Source organism: Polynucleobacter sp. Tro8-14-1 (genome assembly GCF_018881655.1).
Taxonomy (GTDB): Bacteria; Pseudomonadota; Gammaproteobacteria; order Burkholderiales; family Burkholderiaceae; genus Polynucleobacter.
This window is the reverse complement of sequence record NZ_JACVPX010000004.1, coordinates 157,244-180,271: the sequence shown is the minus strand read 5'-3', so window position 1 is coordinate 180,271 and position 23,028 is coordinate 157,244. Positions and strand designations below refer to the sequence as shown.

The window sequence follows — 23,028 nt, the reverse complement described above, 5'->3', positions numbered from 1 at the left end:
AATGAATCTGAGGTAAGCGCTACTTTTTATGGATTTCTTGATTAAGATACTCATAAAGCAATACACCTATAAGTCAAAAAAATAATTCGAATGGAGAAAGGCCGCATGCGAGCACTGTTTTCAAGACCCGGAATCGTAGTATCGACATATATTGGATTGTGTCTATGGAGCAGTCTTTCTTTAGCGCAAAATCCAGATGCAAGCAATTTATATAAACGTAGTCTTGCAGCAACCTGCGCAAATTGTCATGGCACTGACGGAAACGGTGTTGTTGATGGCAACATCCCACTCATCAACAATCTTACTCACGCGCAAATATTAGAAAAATTGATGGCTTATAAATCTGGGTCATTGGACGGCACTATCATGCCGCAGCTTACCAAGGGCTATACCGAAGAACAGCTTAATACCATCGCCAATCAACTTGGCAAGAACTAACAAGGAAGCCCACCATGGATCGTCGACACTTTATAGGTCAGAGCACCGCCGCACTTGGTTTGCTGGCAGGCTTTTCTGGTCAAGCCCACGCTAATTTACAAAAGGCAGAAATCCTTGTGATTGGCGGAGGATATGGTGGCGCTACCGCTGCTAAATATTTACGCTTGTTCTCTAACAACACTGCTAAGGTGACATTGATTGAGCCCAATGCAGCCTTTGTTTCCTGCCCACTATCTAATTTAGTTGTAGGTGGCTCACGCACAATATCTGAAATTACGACCCCTTATGACAATCTGAGTAAGCGTCATGGCGTGAAGATCATTCGGGACAGCGTCTCCAGCATCGACCCCGATAAAAAAACAGTCAAGCTTGCCTCTGGGAAAACCTTACGCTATGACAAAGCGATCGTTTCACCCGGTGTTGCCTTAATGATGAACAGTATTGAAGGACTGGCTCAAGCCAATAAAGCAGGCGTTACCCTCCAGGCCTGGAAAGCGGGTCCTGAAACTACCGCCTTACATAAACAACTCGCCTCTATGCGTGATGGTGGCACTTTTGCCATTAGTATTCCAGAAGCCCCCTATCGCTGCCCTCCAGGACCTTACGAGCGAGCCTGCCAGGTAGCAAACTATCTTAAGCACCACAAGCCTAAGTCTAAAGTTCTCATTTTGGATGCTAACCAAGATGTCACTTCAAAAGGTGCGCTCTTTAAGAAGGTGTGGGCAGAACAGTACCCAGGATTCATTGAGTATTTGCCCAAATACAATGTCACCGCCGTGGATGCAAAAACAAAAACTTTGAAATTTGAAGTGCAAGAAGATATTAAAGCAGATGTTTTAAATCTTCTACCGGCGATGAGCGCCGGTGAGATTGCCGTCAAAACTGGTTTAGCAAATGCTAACGGCCGCTGGGTTAATGTGAATTATCTCAACTTTGAATCTACTGCACAAAAAGACATTCATGTCTTGGGTGACTCGATTCAAGTAGCGCCAGCAATGCCTAAGTCAGGGCACATGGCCAATCAACATGCCAAAGTGGCGGCTGCCGCGATTGTGGCTGAACTCAGTAACTGGGAAGTTAATCCAGCGCCAGTAGTGAACAATACTTGCTACAGTTTTGTGAACGAACGAGAAGTAATTCACGTGGCTAGCGTTCATCAATACAGTGTCGCTAAGAAAACTTTTGAGCCTGTTCATGGTGCAGGCGGACTATCTCCGGCACCCTCAACTCTTGAAGGGGTATATGCCTGGGGCTGGGCTCATAATATTTGGGCGGACAGCCTGGGTTGATCTAAGTCAATACTTCCAAAAAAAGGGGGCTTGGCGCCTCTTTTTTTGTTTACATGGCCGCATAGATACCTATACTAAACAAAACAGATTAAAAAACTCGGAGGCTTAATGAATATGACCCCTACCTCACCAAAAGATGCATCCAAATTAGAAGATGCCATTGAAAGATGGACCGTTCCCATTGGAAACTTATTTGTCTCTTTATTTCATCGGATTGCATTATTTGGAATCGGTGCCGCAACCGTTTGGTCAGCAGCTGTTGCATTCCTGGGTATGGTTAATAAAGGATCGGCTTCAATCGAAGACCTGCTCTTGCTATTTATCTATCTCGAAATTGGCGCCATGGTCGGGATTTATTTCAAAACCAATCATATGCCAGTTCGCTTTTTGATTTATGTAGCGATTACTGCGGTAACTCGTCTCATCATTGACTTAGTTAACACCAAGCACGAGGCTGATATGGCCATCCTCTTTATGGGGCTTACCATTCTCATTTTGGCTCTGGCTAATGCAGTCGTTCGTTACGCTTCATTTAAATTCCCCAGCAGAAATGGTGATAGCGAATAAAGCCCTATAAGTCGGGATCAATGCCTTCATCAAATTGATAGGGGTGTACGCCCCTATTCAAGCAATTACGCACGTAATCAATGCTAGCTCGCAAGGCATAGTAGTCGCCAGACAGGCGCTTAGAAACTTTAATATTTAAAGCTTGATACTCAAGTAAATTAAGCCTCTTTAGATATTCATCCCGCTGTTGATCGTCAAACCCATTCAGTAATTCTTGCTCCAAGGATTTTAAAGAACCATATAAGCGATTGATCTTATTTTGCATGCGCTTAGCGCGATATCCTGGCAGAGCCTGTAAAAGCGGATAGCTCAATACACAGAAGGGCAGGAATACAAAAATGAGGCGATTAATAAGCTCGGCCACCCAGAACGGGAAATAGGCTACCAATAAGGGGTAATTATTTTTCTCATAATGAATTGCGACGGGACTTTCAGGCAACATGGAATCTTTAAAGGATGGAAACTCTCCGCGCTCAGCAAAGAAAGATTCTTTGCCATTAATCTGTCTGGCAGCTTCTAAAAATAGAAATTGAATCGCCGGATGCATGCGATCATCAATCAATAGATTTGTTGTTGTTGCCAACAGCTTCATATCCGTTGGTGGAAAGTTGCGTGGCAAATTAAAAGCCCCCTGGGGGACATCCAAAATATTGAGATAAGGCATTAATTTGACATAGGCTGCTGCACGTTTAAAAGTGACTAAATGCAATGACTTATCGTTTAACAAGGTCTGTACATTGGGAGCATCATAGGAATCCACAATAAAGGCTCCATCTATCTCGCCCGCCTGGAGCGCCTTCACCGCATCATATCCAGCAAGATTGAGAATTTGTACCCCTTTTTTATAGCCTGCGGCCTTCAGTATTTTGGTTGACTGAGCGTAGGTACCGCTGCCCTCAATTCCCACAGAAATCTTTTTATTGGCAAAATGTTGAAATACGACGCCAACTGAATCGGACTCGGTAGACTTTAGCTCCGAACCTCGATAAAAAAACCAAATAGGATCATAGGCAATTGCACCCAAGGACTGAATACCAGTTACTTCCTTGGTGTGGTCTACTCCAGCCTGAACAAAAGCAACTTGTACGGGGTCATCACGATCTGCTAAGCGATCAATGTTTTCTTGCGCGCCTGTTGTGGCTACCAACTCTAAAGTAATACCCTTTGCCTTGAAAAACTCTACATACTTTTTCCCAAGAGCTTCGTATGAACCGCCTGATGATCCGGTGGCCATAAGGACATGTCTTGGGGGCGGTGGATCCGCATACAACCAGATGCCCATCAGTATTGCCAGCAAGAGAATAAGGAGCGGCCAAGCCTCCTGTAGGAACTGGGTAAAGTCATCCCACTTCTCCCGAACGCTCTCAGAAAGCCCTAGATACGTTTCTTGAATGTCTTGTTTAAAGCTTCCCATTTGCTACCGATCGACAAATATCATTAAAGCTAATGATAATAGGCTTATTCTGAATCCTTCAACTAGTCCTTTAACGCCCTAAAACATGATAAATCTTAGAAAATCCCAGGATCGTGGCTATGCTGACCATGGCTGGCTTAAAAGCTTTCACTCCTTCTCATTTGCGGGCTACCATGACCCCCGCTTTATGGGCTGGGGGAATCTGCGCGTCATTAATGAAGATCGCGTAGCTGCAGGAATGGGTTTTGGCAAGCATAGCCATCGCAATATGGAAATTATCAGTTACGTACTATCTGGAGAGTTGGCGCACGAAGATAGTATGGGCAATATCAAAGGAATCCCACCGGGGGATGTCCAACGCATGAGCGCCGGTAGTGGAGTTACTCATAGCGAGTTCAATCACGCCAGAGATCAAACTACTCATTTTTTACAGATCTGGATAGAGCCCAATGTCTTAGAAATTGAGCCTAGCTACGAGCAAAAAACCATTCCCGCCATTGAAAAATCTGGGAAGTTGCGCATCATCGCATCCCCTACCGGAAATGATGGGGCCGTCAAGATTCATGCTGATGCCAAGATTTACGCTGGACTCTTTGATCAAGGTCAATCATTCGAGCTAGCATTAGATCCCAATAGAAAATTCTACGTTCACCTTATTCGTGGCTCACTTGATGTGAACGGTCAAGCATTGGATGGTGGGGATGCCCTCTTATTTCAAGAAGAAGACCGATTGGCAATTTCTAATGGAAAAAGCGCTGAGGTCTTGGTTTTTGACCTCAGCGCTTAACCTCTATTTTAAGGATCAGGTGATTAATCTAGCTTGATCTTTGCCTTCTCAATCACCGTTTTCCAGCGAGCAATGTCTGAAAAATACAGGTCCGAGAATTGCTGAGTATTCATCGGGGCAATTTGTACTCCAGCCTTTTGAAAGCGGTCCTTCATCTCAGGGGTTTCTAGGATCTTCAAAATAGAGTTATTTAACTCCTTGATGATTCCTTGAGGCGTTTTGGCAGGAACAAATACTCCCTGCCACAAAGCCATCTCGTAACCCTTAACGCCCGCCTCTTGAATCGTTACTAATTCTGGGGCGCCACTAAAACGATTTTTACTGGTGACAGCCAATGCCCTTACCTTGTCGCCTTTATACAAAGGGAGGCCTACTGGCATGCCTGCGAAATAAAAGTCGATCTGCCCGCCCATTAAGTCTGTAGCAGCGGGTGAGCCACCCTTATAGGGAATATGAATCGCTTGTAATCCAGTAGTGGCTAAAAATAATTCGCCAGCCATATGATCGGAGTTACCAATTCCTGAAGAGCCAAAACTCAATTTACCTGGCTCGGCCTTAAGCATTGCTATTAAATCTGCAACACTCTTGGCTGGTGAGTTGTTATTGACAATCAGAATATGAGGAGTTGCCGCGACCCCAACGACCGGCAATAAATCTTTTTGGCCATTGAACGGCAGTTTTGGATTGGCTGCCACATTAATAGCCAGGCCATTTTGTGCGAACAAGATGGTGTAGCCATCGGGGGCGCTTTTTGCCACCGCATCTGCTGCTAGGCTTCCTGCTGCGCCGCCACGATTCTCAACAATAATGGGCTGCTTTAAAGCAAGACTGAGATCATTGGCAATCATCCTGCCGACAATATCAGTAGAGCTTCCTGGCGCATAGCCAATCATCATTTTGATGGGTTTATCTGGGTAGGCAGCCCAGGCTGCCCCTGCAAATACTGGAACAACCGCCGGAACAACTACCGCACTTATTACTATGTTTTTTATTAGTTTTTTAAACATATGTCTCCTCCAGTAATTTAGTATTTTTTTAAAACGTTAAAGCGGGGATGCCGCATTCCTGAGCGCAAGCATTCAATGCCTCTAGCAGCTCGGGCGAGACAGGGATACCCCTTTCACCTCTCTCTGCCATTGTTTTTGCTGCGCCTTCACCTGGCACACGAATATCTTTAACGCCAGGCAATGTTGATGAATTTTTCAAATCATTCACTAAAGCAATTACCCTGTTAATAAACTCTTCCGTGTTTCCAAACGCACTTGGATCGACCGCAATAATCGTTTGCCCCGTGTTTGTAACCAAGTCATGGTGAGCATTGAAATCAATTGTTCCTTTGCCAACTGCTGCATTATTAAGTGCGCCTGCAAGCAAGCCAATCATGACTGCTAAGCCATAACCCTTATATCCACCAATGGGCAATAAAGATCCTTCGGCAGATTTTTTAGGATCTGTAATTGGCTTACCCTGGCGATCAATCATCCAATCATCTGGAATGGACTCCCCCTTTTGCGCAGCTACTTTTACTTTGCCGTAGGCCGCTACAGTAGTTGCAATATCCAAAAGCACTGTTGGCCCATCGCCTGCTGGAACTGCAATTGCAATTGGGTTGGTTGATAACAATAAGTCAATGCCGCCCCATGGCGCCATATGATTTGCATTACCAACAGCCATATAAATACCGATATAACCCTGCTCCGCTAACTTACGAACATATACCGAAGCAGCTCCTGAATGATTGCCGTAATGACTACCAATCCAACATACGCTGTGCTGCTTCACTTTTTCGATAGCGAGGTCTACAGCTCTATTCATCACCAAATGCCCTAAGGCATTGTCACCATTAATCAACGCAGTTGCACCCTGCTCGCGCTCAATATGAATATTGGGATTTAAATTCACGCCGCCAGCCCGAATTCTTTTTAAATAAGCCGGCAAACGGAAAATACCATGACCATCAGCGCCAACGAGATCAGACTGCACCATCAGACTGGCAATAATGTCTGCATCACTTGCAGGAACTTTCTCTGCTTGGAGTGCGCTCGAGATAAAATGCTCTGCATCAGTTATAGATAAATAGTTCACTGTGATTTAAGCCTCTGAGCTCGCTTTAAATTCCATGCTGTAAACATATTTTTTCTCCGGATGATGCGTTACCGTCACTTCAAATAATTTATCCTGATCATCAAAATAGCGGCGAATAATGACCAGACATGCAGTGTCGGGCTTGATGTGGAGTTTTCCCGCAATTTCTGGCGACACTTGAGAGGCATATACATCTACCTCCGCCCTCTCGATACGGGCGCCATATTTTTCCTCAATCTGCTCGTACACCATTACCTGGGTATGTTCTGGATCTTTTGTCAACGAAGCAAACTGGGGCAATATATAAATATCCGTCCAGGCAATGACCTCCTCTGCCTGTTGACGCTTTCGAATTCCGCCAATGTGATACCAAGATGATCCAATCGGTGCGCCAACAATCTGACTTAGAGACTTATCTAGCTCAATGAATTCTTCGACTATGTTCTGACGATAGGTATCCCGTGAATAACTCAGAATATCAATTGGAGAGTTATAGCTTTGGGTGAAACGGCGTAAGCGCTGTCTAGACACCACTTTTGTAGGCGCGCCTTGATGGCGATAAATAAGGCCATTAGCCTCTAGAATTTGCAATGCATGCCGCAATGTATGCCGACTAGACTGAAAATCCCGACAAAGATCCGCCTCGGCAGGCAAGACGGATCCCACTGGCCAATCACCGTTATAAATACGCTGCTCTAGCGTTTTGGCTAGAGACTTATATAACGGTGATCGTTCACTCAATTTAAGAAAGTCCAAACATTTTTTTACCAGCAACTGGCAGACGTGCTTTCAGAATATCGCCAGATAAAGACTCGGTAATGTAGAGATCTTTTCCGTCTGCCCCACCAAAACACATATTAGCCAAATGATGGTGATGTGGGTTCTCAGAGTAGATCAAGTGGGTTGGCAGCATATTGTTATCAAATCTCCAGATTCCAATACCAAGGTGACATACCAACAAACCATTTTCTGAGTCCATTTCAATACCATCTGGACCCGCAACGCCACCTGTTAACTGTATCGCTACACCTGTCTTGGAAACGGAGCCGTCAGCCATCAAAGGCAATCTCCAAATTTGCTGAGATCTAGTGGCCGCTACGAATACATGCTTTTCTTGAGTATTCAAAGTAATGCCGTTTGGGCTTGGCACATTAAGCGCCAAACGATCCAGTTGCCCATTGGCACGCAATCTAAACACGCGACCAGTTGGGTCAGCAATACCGGTCTGACCTTGATCTGTGAAATACAAATCGCCATTCGAGGCAAAGTGTAGATCGTTCAAACCTTTAAAGTTTTCGCTATACATTGATCCTAAGATAGTTTCAATTTTTCCAGTCTTTGGATCTAGTGCCAACAACCCTGCTTTGTAGTCACAAATAAAAGCGCGCCCATCTTTATGAAATTTCATGCCGTTTGGCCAACCATCATATTGAGTAATCAGCTCCCACTCACCCTTGGTGTCAATGCGGAAAATGCGACCAAAGGGAATATCGACAAACCACAAATTGCCTTCACGATCGAATGAAGGCCCCTCTAAAAAGCACTCAACCTCTGCACCTTGACGATTAGGATCGGACCATCCAGTACGGGATTTTTTGCGAAACTTCTCTGGCATGGTTGAAAACACTTCCGTTTTAATTTTCTCAACGGGCTGGAAAGGGTTATGCATCGTCATGGGGAGATCTCCTAGGGTAAGTTATACGGATAAGTACGTTTTATTATTAAACAATTAAACCATAAATAATGATAACCTTTAGTTGTTGTTGATCAAAATTAATTTAAGCTGTTTATAACTTAACCGAATAAGTTGAAAAATATGAAATCTGTAGCTGTTATTGGAACCGGAATCATGGGCGCTGGCATTGCAGCTGGATTTATTGCTCAAAACATACCCGTAGTCATATTGGGCAGAACAAAAGATAAGGCTGACGCTTGCTTGGACAAAGCCATCAGCCTTGCAAAAAAAATAGGTATGGTTGGAGACAACGCCACTAAAGATGACGCTGACATTAAGAAGCAGCAATTCATTGGCGTCCTAGAGGATTGGCAGGACTGGAATCAATTCTCCTGGGTGATTGAGACTGTTGCCGAGAACTTAGAGCTAAAGCAAAAGGTTTTTCAATACCTTGATCAAGTGGTACCGGCCGATATTCCTATTGGTAGCAATAGTTCAGGCTTCCCTATTAGCAAAATTGCAGAAGGACTCAAAACAGCAAACCGTATGATGGGCGCGCACTACTTCATGCCTGCAGAAGTAGTGCCCTTGGTTGAAATTGTCATGGGACAAAAGACGGAACTCAAATATGCGGAGCACGCTTGCGAGCTTTATAGAGCTATCGAAAAGAAGCCTGTCCTCGTGAAGAAGGATATTCCTGGATTTTTAGCGAACCGCATTCAACATGCCTTGATGAGAGAAGCTCTCTCGCTCGTACAAGAAGGAATTGCTACGCCAGCTGATATTGATGATGCCGTGAGGTATAGCTTTGGCTTCCGTTACGCCGCTGTAGGCCCAATGACACAGAAGGAAATTTCAGGCTGGGATGGAATGGCGAATGCCGCTAAGGAAATTTATCCTTCACTTTCCAATATCACTGCCCTGCCTCCAAAAGTAGTTCAACTTATGGCCGATGGGAAAACAGGTATGAAAGCTGGGGAAGGATTTAGAAAGTGGACACCGGAAGAAATCAAAAGTGTTTCCGACTCCTACTCCCGTAGGTTGAAGGCTGCCTTTGACGTTCTTAATATTGAGTGATTGAGAAACCTTGAGCCACAGCATCCTTCACGCGATCGAGGTTGGGAGTAATCCCGACACCAACAGAGCCCAATTGAGCAACATCAAGATGGCCACGCGTTGCCGTTAATGGACGATCGCAGATATCAAAGCGTAGATATTGATTTGACATGCTAAATCCCCAAGGCACATCTCCTATTGCAAAACCGATGGATGCTGTTGCAGCCCCCGCTAGAGATGTTTCTGCTACTTTGCAAGCTAAGTTGAGCTTTAGATTATTTGCTCGCAAGGTTTGTGCACTTTTGCAGGCCGCCAGTACACCGCCAGTTTTAATGAGTTTTAGACTGGCGCCATCAAGGGACTTAGCCTTCACAAATTCCTCTATCTCATCTGTGCCATGGATAGATTCATCTAAGCCAATTGGAATTGGAGATTGCTGCTTGAGCAAGACGAAATCAGCCATTGCAGAATCTGCGTTAATTAGCTGCTCAGCAAATGACAGCTTGCACGCCTGCTTTGAGGTGCAAAACTGTATAGCCCCTTCTAATGACATGGCACCGTTAGCATCCACCGAAATGACGTCACCCTCTAGCAGATCTGAGAGCACCTTGACTCGACGTAAATCCTCTTCAACCGATAAAGAGCCAATCTTTATTTTCCAATGTTTAAATCCTGCTTCGCGAAATAATTTAGCGTCAGCGATTTCTTTTTCTAGTGAACCGCCAAGCATTCGCAGCAAGGGAATCTCGGCCACTTCCGGTGAAGCAACACCTACAACAAATGAGCGCAAATATTTCCATAGCGCGATCGAATTTTTCTGTGTATACAGATCAAGTAATGCCATCTCCAAACAAGACTTAGCTGATGGATTGCCATACAAAATTGCATCAAACAGTTTAGAAAAATCCTTAGGATCGCCCCACTCAATTGCACGTGCTTTTTCTACCAAATACTTTACGCTCGCTAATAGGCTCTCGAGAGTCTCACCAGTCATGAGGGGTGCAACAGATGCCTCACCCCAACCTTGGCGACCCTCTTCATCAGTGAGGCAAAGCAATACAGTTTTGGCATCCACAATCACTTCTTTAGCCATCTTGATTGGCTCAATGAGTGGAATTGAAAGCGGGAAGATGGTTGCCTGAGTGATTTTCATTTTTTTACACAACATTTAAATAAGAATAAACAATAAGAATACGGAGAACATTACATGAGAAAAATCTTTATTGCATTATCGCTAGTTAGCATTGGCTTTACCAATAGCATACAGGCGCAGAGCTATCCCACTCAACCCATCAAGCTAATCGTTCCATTTGCTGCGGGTGGGCCTTCTGATGTTTTGGCAAGAGGTTTTACTCCCAAACTTGGCGAAAACCTTGGTCAACCAATCATTATTGAAAACAAGCCGGGCGCAGGCGCTAATCTTGCCGCTGAGTATGCAGCCAATTCCAAACCCGATGGCTACACCCTTTTTCTGATGATGGTAGGCACCCAAGCGATTAACGAAACGCTTTACAAAAAACTGAACTACAACCTCGTTAAAGATTTTGCTCCTGTCAGCTTAGTCGCGTCTTCATCACTTTTATTTGTCGCTAACCCCTCAGCACCTTTCAAAACAATTCCAGAACTCATTGCCTATGCGAAAGCCAACCCCAATAAAGTGAGCTTTGCCTCATCAGGTGCCGGCACACCACTTCACCTAGGTGGTGAACTGTTTAATACGCAAGCGGGAACCGATATTCTGCATGTCCCTTATAAAGGTGCCGCACCAGCACTAACCGATGTACTTGGTGGTCAAATTGAAACTGCACTTGTCGGCACTCCTGCAGCTTTACCCTATGTGCGCTCTGGAAAATTGATCCCCCTAGGGATTACCAGCCTTAAACGCTCTCCAAGTGCCCCAGAAATTCCGGCGATCTCAGAGTACCTTCCTAAATTTGAAGTTGAGCTTGTATACGCAATCGTCGCACCAGCAAAGACACCAAAAGTGATTATCGATAAACTGAATGCACAACTCATCACCGTGCTTAACAATCCAGAAATCAAAGCGCAAATCAATGGCAAGGGCTTTGAAGTGGTCACCAGTACCCCAAACTATTTGGGTGACTACATTAAGTCCGAAGTGGCTAAGTGGGCCCCTATTGTTAAGAAATCTGGCGCAACTGCTGAATAAATAAACTATTGAATCGAAAGAAACCTATGATTGAAATCTCTGAAAAAAAACTAGCCGGTCCTATTATTCGCCTGCATCCTAATGACAATATTGTGGTCGCCCGGGTTGATCTTGGAATTGGCGCTGAAGTTCCTAGTGAGAATTTTACAAGTCGCAGCCAAGTGCCTGCTGGCTACAAGATTGCCACCAAAAAGATCCTCAAGGGCGAGCCCATTCTGAAATACAACGTGACGGTAGGCTTTGCTAATACAGACATCGAACCCGGCACGATGGTGCATAGTCACAATACTGAGTTTCGCGAGTTTGATCGTGACTACGCTTATGCAAGCGAATATAAGCCGACCCAATTGTTGCCCGAAGCTCAACGAGCTACCTTCCAGGGCTATGTCAGACCCAATGGAAAAGTAGGAACACGTAATTTCATCGGCATTCTATCGACAGTAAACTGTTCGGCAACCGTTGTGAACAAAATTGCAGCTTGGTTTACCCCCGAAAGATTGAAAGATTTTCCCAATGTAGACGGAGTCGTGGCGTTTAGTCATGACATCGGTTGCGGTATGGAAATGAGTGGTGAGCCAATGCAATTGCTTCGCCGTACTATGGCTGGATATGCTCGTCACCCTAACCTAGCAGCCGCTCTGATTGTGGGTCTCGGTTGTGAGCGTAATCAACTAAAAGGCTTGATGGAGCAAGAAGACCTGGCCGAAGGAAATACTCTGCACACCTTCATCATGCAAGAATCGGGTGGCACGCGCAAAACTATTGAGGCTGGTATCGAAGCTGTCAAAGCACTTCTACCTGCAGCTAATCAAGCAAAACGGGAAACAGTGTCAGCAAGTCACCTGACTGTTGGCTTGCAGTGTGGCGGTTCCGATGGCTTTTCTTCAATCACAGCCAATCCAGCACTAGGTGCAGCGATTGATATTTTGTCCCGTCATGGTGGCACTGGCATTCTTTCAGAAACACCAGAGATTTATGGCGTGGAACATACCCTCACCCGTCGCGCTGTTAGCAAAGAAGTAGGTGAAAAGCTCATTAAACGAATTCGCTGGTGGAAAGATGAATACTCTGTTGGTAGAGATGTGCAAATTAACGGACAAGTAAGTCCCGGCAATCAAATTGGTGGTCTCGCTAATATTTTTGAGAAATCTCTAGGATCCTCCATGAAAGGCGGCACTGGTCCTCTAATGGAAGTCTATAAGTATGCAGAGCCAGTGAGCACCAAAGGCTTCGTATTTATGGATACTCCGGGGTTTGATCCTGTATCGGCCACCGGCCAGATTGCTGGAGGCGCCAACCTGATTGCCTTTACTACCGGCCGCGGGTCTATGTTTGGCTCTAAGCCTGCGCCCTGTATCAAACTAGCCACCAATACCCCAATGTATCAGCGCCTCACTGAAGACATGGATATCAATTGCGGTGAGATTTTGGACGGCACGGTATCCGTCCAGGAAATGGGACAACGGATATTTGAGTTATTTCTGCGTACCGCCTCCGGGGAGGCCTCCAAAAGCGAACTTCTTGGCCTGGGAGACTATGAATTTGTTCCATGGCAAATTGGTGTAATGAGCTAAGAGAACTGTAGAATCAATCCTATTAGCTTAACCCAGGCAGAAACCGAACTGAAACAGGCTTATGAAATTTAGGGATTACTACGAAACTCTTGGCGTAGCTCGTGGCGCCACTGAAGCTGAGATTAAATCAGCCTATCGCAAGATGGCGCGCAAGTTCCATCCAGATGTTAATAAAGAACCTGGTGCTGAAGAGCAGTTCAAGCAAATCGGCGAAGCTTATGCCGTATTAAAGGACACTGAGAAACGCGCAGCCTACGATCGCTTTGGCGAGAACTGGAAAAACGGCCAAGACTTTACCCCTCCGCCAAATTGGAATGAAGGCTTTGAATATTCTGATGACGGTTTTGGTGGTGGTCATCCAGGTTATGGTGGTGGCTTTGAAGGTGATCAGAGTGAATTCTTCGAATCTCTGTTCGGTCGCGGAAAACATCGCCAAGGTGGTCGTGGTGGCAATCCTCGCCAGGGTATGAATTTCAAAGGCCAAGATCATCACGCCAAAATTTTGATTGATCTCGCTGATGCATATAACGGAGCTAAGCGCACTATTGCATTACATATGCCCGTGCAAGATGCGAGCGGCCACGTCAGCACCCAAGAACGCAAGTTAGATGTCAGTATTCCTAAAGGCATTAAGGCTGGCCAAAATCTGCGACTCTCTGGCCAAGGTGGTCCTGGTGTCGGCGAGGGCCCTGCTGGTGACCTCTATCTCGAAATTGAATTTCATCCTAACGCCATTTATCGAGTAGAAGGCAAAGATGTCTTCATTGATATTCCTTTGGCACCGTGGGAAGCGGCACTGGGTACTACCGTCAACGTCCCCACTCCTGCAGGCAGCACTTTAGAATTGAAGATCCCCGCAGGAACTGTTGCTGGTCGAAAAATGCGCCTTAAAGGTAAAGGCATACCAAGTTCAGAGCCAGGTGATTTATATGCGGTACCTTCTATCGCCTTGCCTCCTGCTGATACTGAATCACAAAAAGAAGCCTATCAAACCTTTGAGAAGGCTTTTGATTTCAACCCTAGAACACACTTGAAGGGATGATTGATATGACACAAACTAATATCACTTGGATTGAGGGTGCTGTTGTAGAGAATGAGGTGCACATGACCATTGTGGAGCTCTCCCATGCATCCCGCACACCAGAAGATCTCATCATGACTTGGGTATCCGAAGGTGTTTTAAGTCCAGCTGGCTCTTCACCTCAGGATTGGCGCTTTAGTGGCGACTCTTTGCGAAGAGCAAAAACCGCAGCGCACCTCACCCATGATCTCGAATTAAATGTGCCTGGGGTTGCCTTGGCGCTGGACCTGCTTGATGAAATCGCCCAGTTGCGCGCTCGTTTACCGCGCGACTAGGCTATAGCACTAAGACTCTGAACGACTCAATAGCTGCTCCCAGCGTTGCAGCTTTTGATCTAAGTCAGCAGTGATTTCACTCAAGCGCGCTTGCATGCTCGCTGCCAACTCAGGTTCATTTTTATAGAGATCGGGATTGCTCATGGCAATACCAATATCGGCTTGCTCAGTTTCCAATGTCTCGATCTGTAATGGCAAAACCTCCAGTTCTTGGCGCTCTTTGCCATTGAGTTTCTGAACTCCACTTTTAGCTACAGGCTTAACTTCTGCCTTAACTTCTACCTTTGCCTCTGCTTTGACCTCAAGCTTATCTACAGATTTTGTGTTGGCATTGCCATTGGCAGCACGAATTTTGTCTGAGCGCGCTTTCTGGATTTTCCAATCCTCATAACCCCCTTCGTACTCACGCCAGAAGCCATCACCCTCGTTGGCAATAATGCTAGTAACAACGTTATCTAGGAAGTAACGATCATGACTGACCAAGAAGACCGTGCCCTTATAGTCTTGCAAGAGTTGCTCAAGCAAATCTAAAGTATCAATATCTAAGTCGTTAGTTGGTTCATCCAAGACCAAGACGTTTGCAGGCCGCGCAAATAGGCGTGCTAGTAATAAACGATTACGCTCACCGCCTGACAAAGTACTTACCGGGGAATTAGTTCTCTCAGGAGCAAATAAGAAATCACTCAGGTAACTCTTAACGTGCTTTTTATTGCCATTGATTTCTATCCACTCACTACCTGGGCTAATGTAATCTTCCAGTGAAGCGTTCAGATCTAACCCTTCGCGCATTTGGTCGAAGTAAGCCACCTCAATACGTGTACCCATAGTTGCAGTGCCGGAGTCTGGCGCAATAGTTCCCAAAATCAATTTGAGCAAAGTTGTTTTACCTGCGCCATTAGGACCCAGCAAACCAACCTTATCGCCGCGCAAAATCGTTGCTGTGAAATCTTTCACAATCGGACGATCATAGGTTTTACTAACGTTTTGAAGATCAGCCACAATCTTGCCGCTTCGATCTCCAGCAGAAACAGCCAACTTCACCTGCCCCATCGCATCTCTGCGTTCGGCACGGCTACTCCGTAATTTTTCTAAACGGGCAATTCGGGCAACGCTTCGAGTGCGGCGTGCCTCAACCCCTTTGCGAATCCAGACCTCTTCTTGCGCCAATAATTTATCAGCACGAGCATTAGCTAAAGATTCAGAATTTAGTTCTTGTTCTTTTAAAACTTCATATTGCGTAAAGTTACCAGGGTAACTGCGCAAAATACCGCGATCGAGCTCAACAATCTGGGTGCAGACGTTATCCAAGAAGGCGCGATCATGGGTAATCAAAATTACTGAGCCTTGATACTCTTTGAGCAATTCCTCTAACCATGCAATCGAATCTAAATCCAAATGGTTGGTTGGCTCATCAAGTAGCAGCACGTCAGGCATCTCAACTAAAGCACGCGCTAAGGCAACCCGCTTCTTAGTACCGCCAGAAAGTGTATTGATTTTGAGATCAGCCTCTAAATGCAAACGATCTAATGTCTCATGAACACGTTGCTCCCAATTCCAACCACTCAAAGCCTCTAATTGCGACTGCACTTCGTCAAGTCGATCATGGGAAGCATCATCCCACTCACCAACGCTGAGAGCCTCATATTCCTCGCGCAAGGCCTTAGCTTGAGCAACGCCTTTGGATACTGACTCGAAGATAGTCTCTTCCGCCTCAAATATAGGCTCTTGAGGAACATAAGCAATTCTGAGGCCTTGCTGATATTGCAACAGGCCATCATCCATTTTTTCTATACCGGCCAATATCTTCAACAAGGAAGATTTACCAGTGCCATTGCGGCCAATTAAGCCAACACGTTCACCGGATTCCAGTGAAAAAGCGGTGTTTGCGAGGAGGTCAACGTGGCCAAAAGCCAGTTTTGCATCAGTGAGTACGATTAAAGCCATGGCGACATTATCGTCACTTCCCTAAAAGAGGAGATATTTCCACTTATTTCTGCGAGACTAGCTACTTATGGTCTGTAAATTAACCCCCTCTGCGCCCCGCCTGATCCTCTTTGCAGGACATGCCGGCACAGGAAAGTCGACTCTAGCCAAAAAGGCTTTACCTCTGATCATTGAGAAAACTGGGGAAGATTTTTTCTTTTTAGACAAAGACACCGTTTATGGCGCCTTCAGTGCCCACGTCATGGGCCTCACCACTCAAAACCCGAATGATCGCGACAGCCCCTTCTACCTTGAGAACCTGCGCGATTGGGAATACAAAGGTCTCATTGATATTGCCAGAGAGAATTTGCTTTTAGGGGTTAATGTCATTCTGATCGGCCCATTCTCGAAGGAGATTCAGAGTGGCAAGATGTTTGACGCGCAAAAATTAGGGGTGCCAGCACTGACTTCAATTCAGGTTGCCTGGATTGATCTAGAGGAGCGTGAGGCCAAAAAACGGATGGAGGTAAGAGCTGACCCAAGAGATGAGTGGAAACTTGCTCACTGGGAGCAATATGCTAAGCGCAGGACTGAACCGCCAAGCCACCTCTCATTGCATCGATTTGATAACTTCGTTTTGAACGAAGCTGCATTTGAAAAGCTAATTGATGCCCTGATTCAATAAAGTTAAGAAAAAAATAGAGCCCCTTAGGGGCTCTACCTCAAGACCTAAGAACTAAATTCTTAGAATTTGTAAGTCACACCAACCGCTGGAATCCAAGGATTCAATGTCAATTTTCCAAGGTTTGCGCCGCCAGCTACTGCTTGAACATTAGTAGCCATCGTTACATACTTGAGATCAAGATTTAAGCCCCAATTTTTATCAAGCATGTAGTCAGCACCAACTTGACCTACAAAACCTACGCTTGATGGTTCAACCTGTACAGAGTTAGATGCTGCTGGGAAATTTTGGCGATTACCGAAGATAGTGTAGTTAATACCAGCGCCAATGTATGGCTTAATTGCACCTAAATCTGTGAAGTGATACTGGGCGATCAAAGATGGAGGTAATGCAGTGATTTTGCCTACGTTTTGTTGGCCAGCGCCTAGATTACCGTAAATATTAATTTGCTGTGGCCAAGTTAATACTAATTCAGCGGCAATATTTTTAGTAAAGAAATATGAAACATCAAACTCTGGAATCCAACGATTCTGAGCCTTCAAGTTAGCACTTTGAGCAATACCAGATTGGCCATTTTGAAATAGCAAATCTGCAGCACGAACTCTAACCATCCATGGATTTTCTTCAGCTTGAGCTTGAGCCGCCATTGGGGCTAAGGATGCTACAGCAGCCATTGCTGCTACAAGTGTCTTAATACGCATGATGGTTTCCCTTTTTCTTATCAATTTCGATGAAATCATTTTCGAATTGATGAAGGGAGTGCAATTTGATGTAAATCAAATTGACTGAGGCTGGAGATTTTTTATTGGTTAAAAAGCAACAGAGTTTTTGGGCTTATTTGATCTAGATCAAATTACCTCAGACTTACCCTTACAGAACCTTGGAATAGGTCCCTTTGGCTTGAGACTCTCTGAGGTACCGATCAAAAGTCATGGCTACCCGCCTAGCAAGGAGACGACCTTTGGTGGGAACCAGAATACTTTCACCCTCCCAGTTGAGGAGACCAGCCTCCTCTAGACTCTTGAGCTCTTCTATTTCCGTCTTAAAGTAATTTGAGAATTCAATTTGATGTGATGTCGCAAAAGCTTTGGTGTCTAAGGCAAATTGGCACATCAACTCACCAATTAACTCACGGCGCATCAGATCGTCTTCATCAAGACGCAAACCTCGAAGCACCGGTAAGTGACCCGCATCTAACGCCTCGTAATATTCATCCAAAGTTCGGACATTCTGAGAGTAGCAATCATCGACTTTACCGATAGAAGAGATTCCAAATGCCAGAAGATCGCATTCTGCCTGAGTGGAGTAGCCTTGGAAATTGCGATGCAACTTGCCCTCTCTTTGGGCAATAGCTAATTCATCATCTGGTTTAGCGAAATGGTCCATACCAATAAAGACATACCCCGCCTCACCTAAGCGTGCAATGGTATTGGAGAGAATATCCAGCTTATCTGCTGCCGCAGGCAAGTCAGCTTCAGCAATACGGCGTTGCGGCTTGAAAATATGCGGCAAGTGTGCGTAGTTATAGACAGAGAGACGATCGGGGTTCATTACCAAGACCGCATCAACCGTTTCCTTGAAAGTCTCTGGCGTTTGCTTTGGTAGGCCATAGATCAAGTCAACGCTTCTGGATTTAAACCCATACTTTCTAGACCAATCCATGACTGCTTGGGTTTCCTCAATAGTCTGCACGCGATGTACTGCCTCTTGAACTGCCAAATTGAAATCCTGAACGCCCAAGCTAATACGGTTAAAGCCCAATTCAGCCAAGAGTGCAATATCTTGCTCAATAACACGGCGCGGATCTATCTCAATTGAATACTCACCGCCAGGCAGTAGCTCAAAATACTCGCGAGTGTGCTGCATCAACTCAGTCATCTCTTCATGCGATAGAAAAGTAGGCGTGCCACCACCCCAATGCAATTGTGTAACGGGAATCTTTTTCTGAGCACTCATGGCTTTAGTAACCATGGCCATTTCTTTAGCGAGATATTTGATGTATTTGGCGCTACGCCCATGATCCTTGGTGATGATCTTGTTGCAGCCGCAGTAATAACAAATATTGGGACAAAATGGTAAGTGGAAATATAAGGACAGCGGCTCATTCGCTTGAGCTACCCGCTCCAATGCCTCAAGATAATCAGCTTCAGAAAAGTCCCCATGAAATCGATCAGCACTGGGGTAGGACGTATAACGCGGCCCATTGATATCAAACTTTTTCAACAGCTCAGGATGAAAAAGCACTTCATTTTCTTCGGCTGATGAAAGAGTTACTACAGAGTTCATAGGATTCTTATGGGGTATTTACTTTGACAGATAGTCTAACGCCACTGCTTCTGCTACTTTAATCCCATCAACTCCTGCAGACAAGATTCCACCCGCATAACCTGCGCCCTCGCCTGCTGGGTAAAGACCTTTAATGTTCAGACTCTGATAGTTCGCGCCTCGAGTAATTCGCAAAGGAGAGGAAGTGCGCGTCTCCACACCAGTTAAAACGGCATCTTTCATAGAAAAGCCTTTAATTTGCTTCTCAAAAGCAGGAATCGCCTCACGAATCGCCTCAATGGCATAAGCGGGCAAGCTTTCTGCCAGATCCGTTAAATGAACGCCGGGCTTATACGACGGCATCACGCCACCAAACTGAGTGGAAGCCTTCCCTTCTAAGAAATCGCCAATCAGCTGACCCGGCGCTTCATAAGTTCTACCACCCAATTCAAAAGCCTTTGATTCAATAGCACGCTGAAACTCAATGCCTGCTAATGGGCCACCCGGGTAATCCTCAGGCGTAATGCCAACAACGATGCCTGCATTGGCATTTCGTTCATTACGAGAATATTGGCTCATGCCATTGGTTACGACTCGATTCGGTTCGGAGGTAGCAGCGACTACTGTCCCTCCGGGGCACATGCAAAAACTATAGACGGAACGACCATTTTTGGCGTGATGGACTAATTTGTAATCTGCCGCGCCAATTAACTCATTGCCAGCATGAGGACCCAGGCGTGCTTTATCGATCAGAGATTGTGGGTGCTCAATCCGAAAACCAACAGAAAAGGGTTTAGCTTCCATGAAGACGCCAGCATGATGCAAGGCTTCAAAGGTATCCCGCGCACTGTGTCCCAAAGCCAAGATGACATGGTTGGCAGGTAGATCTGCCTGCCCCTCAATCTTGACCCCGGTAATTTGTTCACTCTCAATATCAAAGCCAATTACTTTTTGCGAGAACCGAATCTCACCACCTAAGTCAATAATTTCTTGACGCATCTTCTCCACCACGCCAACCAGGCGGAAGGTGCCGATGTGGGGTTTGGCTACATACGTAATTTCTGCAGGAGCGCCAGCTTTCACAAACTCATGAATGACCTTGCGTCCATAAAACTTAGGATCTTTGATCTGGCTGTACAACTTGCCATCTGAAAACGTACCAGCCCCTCCCTCTCCAAATTGCACATTGGATTCTGGATTTAAAACATTCTTACGCCACAAGCCCCAAGTATCTTGAGTGCGTTCGCGAACTTTCTTGCCGCGCTCAAGGACAATTGGCTTAAAACCCATTTGCGCTAACACTAGAGCGGCAAAAATACCGCATGGGCCAAATCCAACGACCACTGGACGCAGCGCTTTGCCAGAGTCTATAGTTTCAGGGGCTTTTGCTACAAAGTGGTAGCTCGTATCCGGGGATGGTCTTACATGAATGTCTCCAGCAAATTGCTTCAGAAGAACTTCTTCATGCTTTGCAGATAAGTCAACCGTATAGATAAAAGAGAGGGCGACGTTCTTTCGAGCATCGTAACTACGCTTAAAGACCTCAAATCGTATTAAGTCTTTGGCATCTAGATTGAGACGCTTCAATATCGCCTTCTCCAAAGATTCTGGAGCGTGGTCAATTGGTAGACGTAATTCAGTAATACGGATCATGGGTTTTACGGTACACAGTAATTTGAGGCATTTCTAGGCTCATCATGAGCCTCAAGCCAAATAATACTGGTTATGAGCTCACTCAGGCCAGGAGTTGGTTCATAAAGGCGATAATAGGTCATGGCTCTACGCGCAACTATCCACAAAGCCGACCTTCATGTCGCAGATTCTGATCGCCATTACTATGGCAGTCATTCGTTAACTATTGCTAAGCACCCTTCTGAGACTGAGCAGCGCATGATGGTCCGCATCATCGCCTTTGCATTGCAGGCAAATGAGGATCTAGCGTTTACAAAGGGTTTGAGTGATACCGATGAACCCGATCTGTGGATTAAAGATCTTACCGATGCAATCAAGTTGTGGATTGAAATCGGCCAACCAGACGAGCGTCGTATTCTGAAAGCCTGTGGTCGTGCTGATCAAGTAATTGTCTATTGCTATGGCGGACATACCAGCAAAATCTGGTGGGATGGCATTGCTAACAAACTCACTCGTGCTCGCAATTTACAAATAATCGCTATACCAGCAGAACAAGCGGAAGAGCTGAACAAGTTGGTTGAGCGCAGCATGGTGATCCATGTCAATGTTCAAGATGGTGAAGCTTACGTCTCCTCTGATAAAGGGCAGGTCACCATTACTCCAGAGATTTGGCGCAACAATCAATAGGCCTTAAAAATGAAGGTAGTAGTTTTCGATACCAATGTCTTGCTAGATCTTTTTGTCTTTAATGACTTTAGAGCGCTTCATTTAAAGCAAACGCTGATCGAAGGCAAAATAGATGCGCTCGCAACTCTAAACACTTTAGAAGAATTTGCTGATGTGATTGCTCGCCCTCTGTTTTCGCTCGATGAAGTGCAACAAGAGCAAATTCGCCAGCAATGGCATGGTTTAGCAAGATTGATGGATGATAAAAACTTGGCCAAAGCCCCCTGGATATGCCAAGACCCAGATGATCAAGTCTTTTTAGACCTTGCTTACACTGCAAAGCCCTGCTTCTTAATCAGCAAAGACAATGCAGTGCTGCGATTTGCGAATCAGGCTGCAAAAGAACAAGTATTCATTACCGCAGATTACAACGCAGCGATCTTATAGGCTTTGCGCGGCCTGTGCGGCAATCTCAAAAGATCTGAGACGAGCCTGATGATCGAAAATTTGCCCAGTCAAGATGATTTCGTTTGCGCCAGTAAGATCCAACCAACGACGAATCCCCCGCTTTACCGTCTCTAGCGAACCCACTACTGAAACCTGCAAGGTATGATCTGCCGCTGCTAGTTCATGAGGCTCACAAAATTCATTCATGTCAGTAATTGGGGGTGGTAATTGCCCGCGGGTATTGCGCCGCATTCTGACAACATTCTGTTGCAGTGTAGTAAATAGATGTTGAGCTTCTTCATCTGTATCTGCTGCAACTACATTCATCACAAATGCTGAATAGGGTTTATCTTGTTGTGCCGATGGCTTAAAGAGCTCACGATAAATCTTCATTGCCTCTAAAAGTTGCTCTGGCGCAAAGTGAGAAGCGAAGGCATAAGGTAAGCCAAAGTGAGCGGCTAATTGAGCTCCATACAAACTAGAACCTAAAATCCAGATCGGAACATTGCTATCGACCCCTGGTATCGCCTTTACAGATTGCCCTTCTTGTAACGGGCCAAAATAATGCTGTAACTCACGGACATCCTGTGGAAAACGATCATCGCTACCCAATAAATCCCTGCGCAATGCCCTGGCAGTCATTTGATCGGTACCAGGTGCACGACCCAAGCCAAGCTCAATTCTTCCTGGGTATAAAGCTTCTAGGGTGCCAAATTGCTCAGCAATTACTAAAGGAGCATGATTTGGCAACATAACGCCGCCAGAGCCCACTCGGATATGGGAGGTGCCAGCAGCAATATAGCCAATCAAAACTGCAGTTGCAGAGCTCGCATTGCCCGTCATATTGTGATGCTCTGCTACCCAATAGCGGGTATAGCCCCATTTTTCGGCATGCCTTGCCACATCCAAGGAGTTGCGCAGTGCATCGGCAGCAGTAAAACCCTGAGGAATCGGAGATATATCTAGAATGGAGTATGGGATGGAATTTGCCATCGCTAGATC

23 protein-coding genes are annotated in these 23,028 nt (G+C 45.5%); 12 read left to right on the top strand and 11 right to left on the bottom strand.

Going from position 1 to position 23,028, the window contains the following annotated elements; genetic code table 11:
* Nucleotides 1–105: 105 nt before the first annotated feature.
* The 3 genes from ICN34_RS06065 (at nucleotide 106) to ICN34_RS06055 (ending at nucleotide 2,294) form a co-directional block, all read left to right on the top strand.
* Nucleotides 106–438: a c-type cytochrome gene (locus tag ICN34_RS06065; protein ID WP_072583593.1), complete on the top strand. Its 333-nt coding sequence runs from the start codon at nucleotides 106–108 to the stop codon at nucleotides 436–438.
* A gap of 14 nt (nucleotides 439–452) precedes the next feature.
* On the top strand, nucleotides 453–1,727 hold the full coding sequence (locus ICN34_RS06060; RefSeq protein WP_072583463.1) for an NAD(P)/FAD-dependent oxidoreductase: 1,275 nt from the start codon (nucleotides 453–455) through the stop codon (nucleotides 1,725–1,727).
* 108 nt (nucleotides 1,728–1,835) lie between these two features.
* Nucleotides 1,836–2,294 carry a phosphate-starvation-inducible protein PsiE gene (locus ICN34_RS06055; protein ID WP_143143912.1) on the top strand — a complete coding sequence of 153 codons (459 nt, stop codon included), beginning with the start codon at nucleotides 1,836–1,838 and terminating at the stop codon, nucleotides 2,292–2,294.
* Between the two features lie 4 nt (nucleotides 2,295–2,298).
* Here the strand turns inward: ICN34_RS06055 and ICN34_RS06050 are convergent, their stop codons facing one another.
* Complete coding sequence (locus tag ICN34_RS06050; protein WP_072583462.1) at nucleotides 2,299–3,708, bottom strand: TAXI family TRAP transporter solute-binding subunit; 1,410 nt, start codon at nucleotides 3,706–3,708, stop codon at nucleotides 2,299–2,301.
* Nucleotides 3,709–3,793: 85 nt separating this feature from the next.
* Between ICN34_RS06050 and ICN34_RS06045 the strand changes: the two genes are divergently transcribed.
* Nucleotides 3,794–4,495 carry a pirin family protein gene (locus tag ICN34_RS06045; RefSeq protein ID WP_216121415.1) on the top strand — a complete coding sequence of 234 codons (702 nt, stop codon included), beginning with the start codon at nucleotides 3,794–3,796 and terminating at the stop codon, nucleotides 4,493–4,495.
* A 23-nt stretch (nucleotides 4,496–4,518) separates the two neighbouring features.
* Here ICN34_RS06045 and ICN34_RS06040 read toward each other — a convergent pair whose 3' ends face one another.
* The 4 genes from ICN34_RS06040 to ICN34_RS06025 are packed head-to-tail and all read right to left on the bottom strand — an operon-like array spanning nucleotide 4,519 to nucleotide 8,255.
* Nucleotides 4,519–5,502, bottom strand: coding sequence for a tripartite tricarboxylate transporter substrate binding protein (locus tag ICN34_RS06040; RefSeq protein WP_072583460.1), 984 nt, complete (start codon nucleotides 5,500–5,502; stop codon nucleotides 4,519–4,521).
* A gap of 28 nt (nucleotides 5,503–5,530) precedes the next feature.
* Nucleotides 5,531–6,580: an Ldh family oxidoreductase gene (locus ICN34_RS06035; RefSeq protein ID WP_370623976.1), complete on the bottom strand. Its 1,050-nt coding sequence runs from the start codon at nucleotides 6,578–6,580 to the stop codon at nucleotides 5,531–5,533.
* A gap of 6 nt (nucleotides 6,581–6,586) precedes the next feature.
* On the bottom strand, nucleotides 6,587–7,321 hold the full coding sequence (locus ICN34_RS06030; RefSeq protein WP_158009046.1) for a GntR family transcriptional regulator: 735 nt from the start codon (nucleotides 7,319–7,321) through the stop codon (nucleotides 6,587–6,589).
* 1 nt (nucleotide 7,322) lies between these two features.
* On the bottom strand, nucleotides 7,323–8,255 hold the full coding sequence (locus ICN34_RS06025) for an SMP-30/gluconolactonase/LRE family protein (protein WP_072583457.1): 933 nt from the start codon (nucleotides 8,253–8,255) through the stop codon (nucleotides 7,323–7,325).
* Nucleotides 8,256–8,396: 141 nt separating this feature from the next.
* On the opposite strand from ICN34_RS06025, the gene ICN34_RS06020 reads away from it, so the two are divergent.
* Nucleotides 8,397–9,332, top strand: coding sequence for a 3-hydroxyacyl-CoA dehydrogenase family protein (locus ICN34_RS06020; RefSeq protein ID WP_216121413.1), 936 nt, complete (start codon nucleotides 8,397–8,399; stop codon nucleotides 9,330–9,332).
* Here the strand turns inward: ICN34_RS06020 and ICN34_RS06015 are convergent.
* Nucleotides 9,319–10,464 carry a mandelate racemase/muconate lactonizing enzyme family protein gene (locus tag ICN34_RS06015; RefSeq protein WP_216121411.1) on the bottom strand — a complete coding sequence of 382 codons (1,146 nt, stop codon included), beginning with the start codon at nucleotides 10,462–10,464 and terminating at the stop codon, nucleotides 9,319–9,321. The genes ICN34_RS06020 and ICN34_RS06015 overlap by 14 nt on opposite strands.
* Nucleotides 10,465–10,518: 54 nt before the next feature.
* Here ICN34_RS06015 and ICN34_RS06010 point away from each other — a divergent pair, with 54 nt between their 5' ends.
* The 4 genes from ICN34_RS06010 to ICN34_RS05995 all read left to right on the top strand — a co-directional run bounded on the left by ICN34_RS06010 (nucleotide 10,519) and on the right by ICN34_RS05995 (nucleotide 14,411).
* Nucleotides 10,519–11,481: a tripartite tricarboxylate transporter substrate binding protein gene (locus ICN34_RS06010; RefSeq protein WP_216121408.1), complete on the top strand. Its 963-nt coding sequence runs from the start codon at nucleotides 10,519–10,521 to the stop codon at nucleotides 11,479–11,481.
* Nucleotides 11,482–11,507: 26 nt separating this feature from the next.
* The gene (locus ICN34_RS06005; RefSeq protein ID WP_072583869.1) at nucleotides 11,508–13,055 is read left to right on the top strand and encodes a UxaA family hydrolase; all 1,548 of its coding nucleotides are present in this window, start codon (nucleotides 11,508–11,510) and stop codon (nucleotides 13,053–13,055) included.
* A 61-nt stretch (nucleotides 13,056–13,116) separates the two neighbouring features.
* Nucleotides 13,117–14,097 carry a DnaJ C-terminal domain-containing protein gene (locus ICN34_RS06000; RefSeq protein ID WP_216121406.1) on the top strand — a complete coding sequence of 327 codons (981 nt, stop codon included), beginning with the start codon at nucleotides 13,117–13,119 and terminating at the stop codon, nucleotides 14,095–14,097.
* 5 nt (nucleotides 14,098–14,102) lie between these two features.
* Nucleotides 14,103–14,411, top strand: a complete 309-nt coding sequence (locus tag ICN34_RS05995) for a chaperone modulator CbpM (RefSeq protein ID WP_072583879.1) — start codon at nucleotides 14,103–14,105, stop codon at nucleotides 14,409–14,411.
* Between the two features lie 9 nt (nucleotides 14,412–14,420).
* Here the strand turns inward: ICN34_RS05995 and ICN34_RS05990 are convergent, their stop codons facing one another.
* Nucleotides 14,421–16,355 carry an ATP-binding cassette domain-containing protein gene (locus ICN34_RS05990; RefSeq protein ID WP_072583867.1) on the bottom strand — a complete coding sequence of 645 codons (1,935 nt, stop codon included), beginning with the start codon at nucleotides 16,353–16,355 and terminating at the stop codon, nucleotides 14,421–14,423.
* Between the two features lie 67 nt (nucleotides 16,356–16,422).
* On the opposite strand from ICN34_RS05990, the gene ICN34_RS05985 reads away from it, so the two are divergent.
* A complete protein-coding gene (locus ICN34_RS05985) occupies nucleotides 16,423–17,019 on the top strand; it encodes an AAA family ATPase (RefSeq protein WP_216121404.1) in 597 nt (198 codons plus the stop codon).
* 59 nt (nucleotides 17,020–17,078) lie between these two features.
* Here ICN34_RS05985 and ICN34_RS05980 read toward each other — a convergent pair whose 3' ends face one another.
* The 3 genes from ICN34_RS05980 to ICN34_RS05970 all read right to left on the bottom strand — a co-directional run bounded on the left by ICN34_RS05980 (nucleotide 17,079) and on the right by ICN34_RS05970 (nucleotide 20,934).
* On the bottom strand, nucleotides 17,079–17,717 hold the full coding sequence (locus ICN34_RS05980; RefSeq protein ID WP_216121402.1) for an OmpW family protein: 639 nt from the start codon (nucleotides 17,715–17,717) through the stop codon (nucleotides 17,079–17,081).
* A gap of 169 nt (nucleotides 17,718–17,886) precedes the next feature.
* On the bottom strand, nucleotides 17,887–19,302 hold the full coding sequence (gene hemN, locus ICN34_RS05975; RefSeq protein WP_216121400.1) for an oxygen-independent coproporphyrinogen III oxidase: 1,416 nt from the start codon (nucleotides 19,300–19,302) through the stop codon (nucleotides 17,887–17,889).
* A gap of 18 nt (nucleotides 19,303–19,320) precedes the next feature.
* A complete protein-coding gene (locus ICN34_RS05970) occupies nucleotides 19,321–20,934 on the bottom strand; it encodes an NAD(P)/FAD-dependent oxidoreductase (protein WP_216121398.1) in 1,614 nt (537 codons plus the stop codon).
* 120 nt (nucleotides 20,935–21,054) lie between these two features.
* Between ICN34_RS05970 and ICN34_RS05965 the strand changes: the two genes are divergently transcribed.
* Nucleotides 21,055–21,600 carry a YaeQ family protein gene (locus ICN34_RS05965; protein ID WP_072583863.1) on the top strand — a complete coding sequence of 182 codons (546 nt, stop codon included), beginning with the start codon at nucleotides 21,055–21,057 and terminating at the stop codon, nucleotides 21,598–21,600.
* 9 nt (nucleotides 21,601–21,609) lie between these two features.
* Nucleotides 21,610–22,026: a putative toxin-antitoxin system toxin component, PIN family gene (locus ICN34_RS05960; protein WP_216121396.1), complete on the top strand. Its 417-nt coding sequence runs from the start codon at nucleotides 21,610–21,612 to the stop codon at nucleotides 22,024–22,026.
* On the opposite strand, the gene ICN34_RS05955 is transcribed toward ICN34_RS05960, so the two are convergent.
* The gene (locus ICN34_RS05955; RefSeq protein WP_072583861.1) at nucleotides 22,021–23,019 is read right to left on the bottom strand and encodes an LLM class flavin-dependent oxidoreductase; all 999 of its coding nucleotides are present in this window, start codon (nucleotides 23,017–23,019) and stop codon (nucleotides 22,021–22,023) included. The genes ICN34_RS05960 and ICN34_RS05955 overlap by 6 nt on opposite strands.
* Nucleotides 23,020–23,028 lie beyond the last annotated feature (9 nt).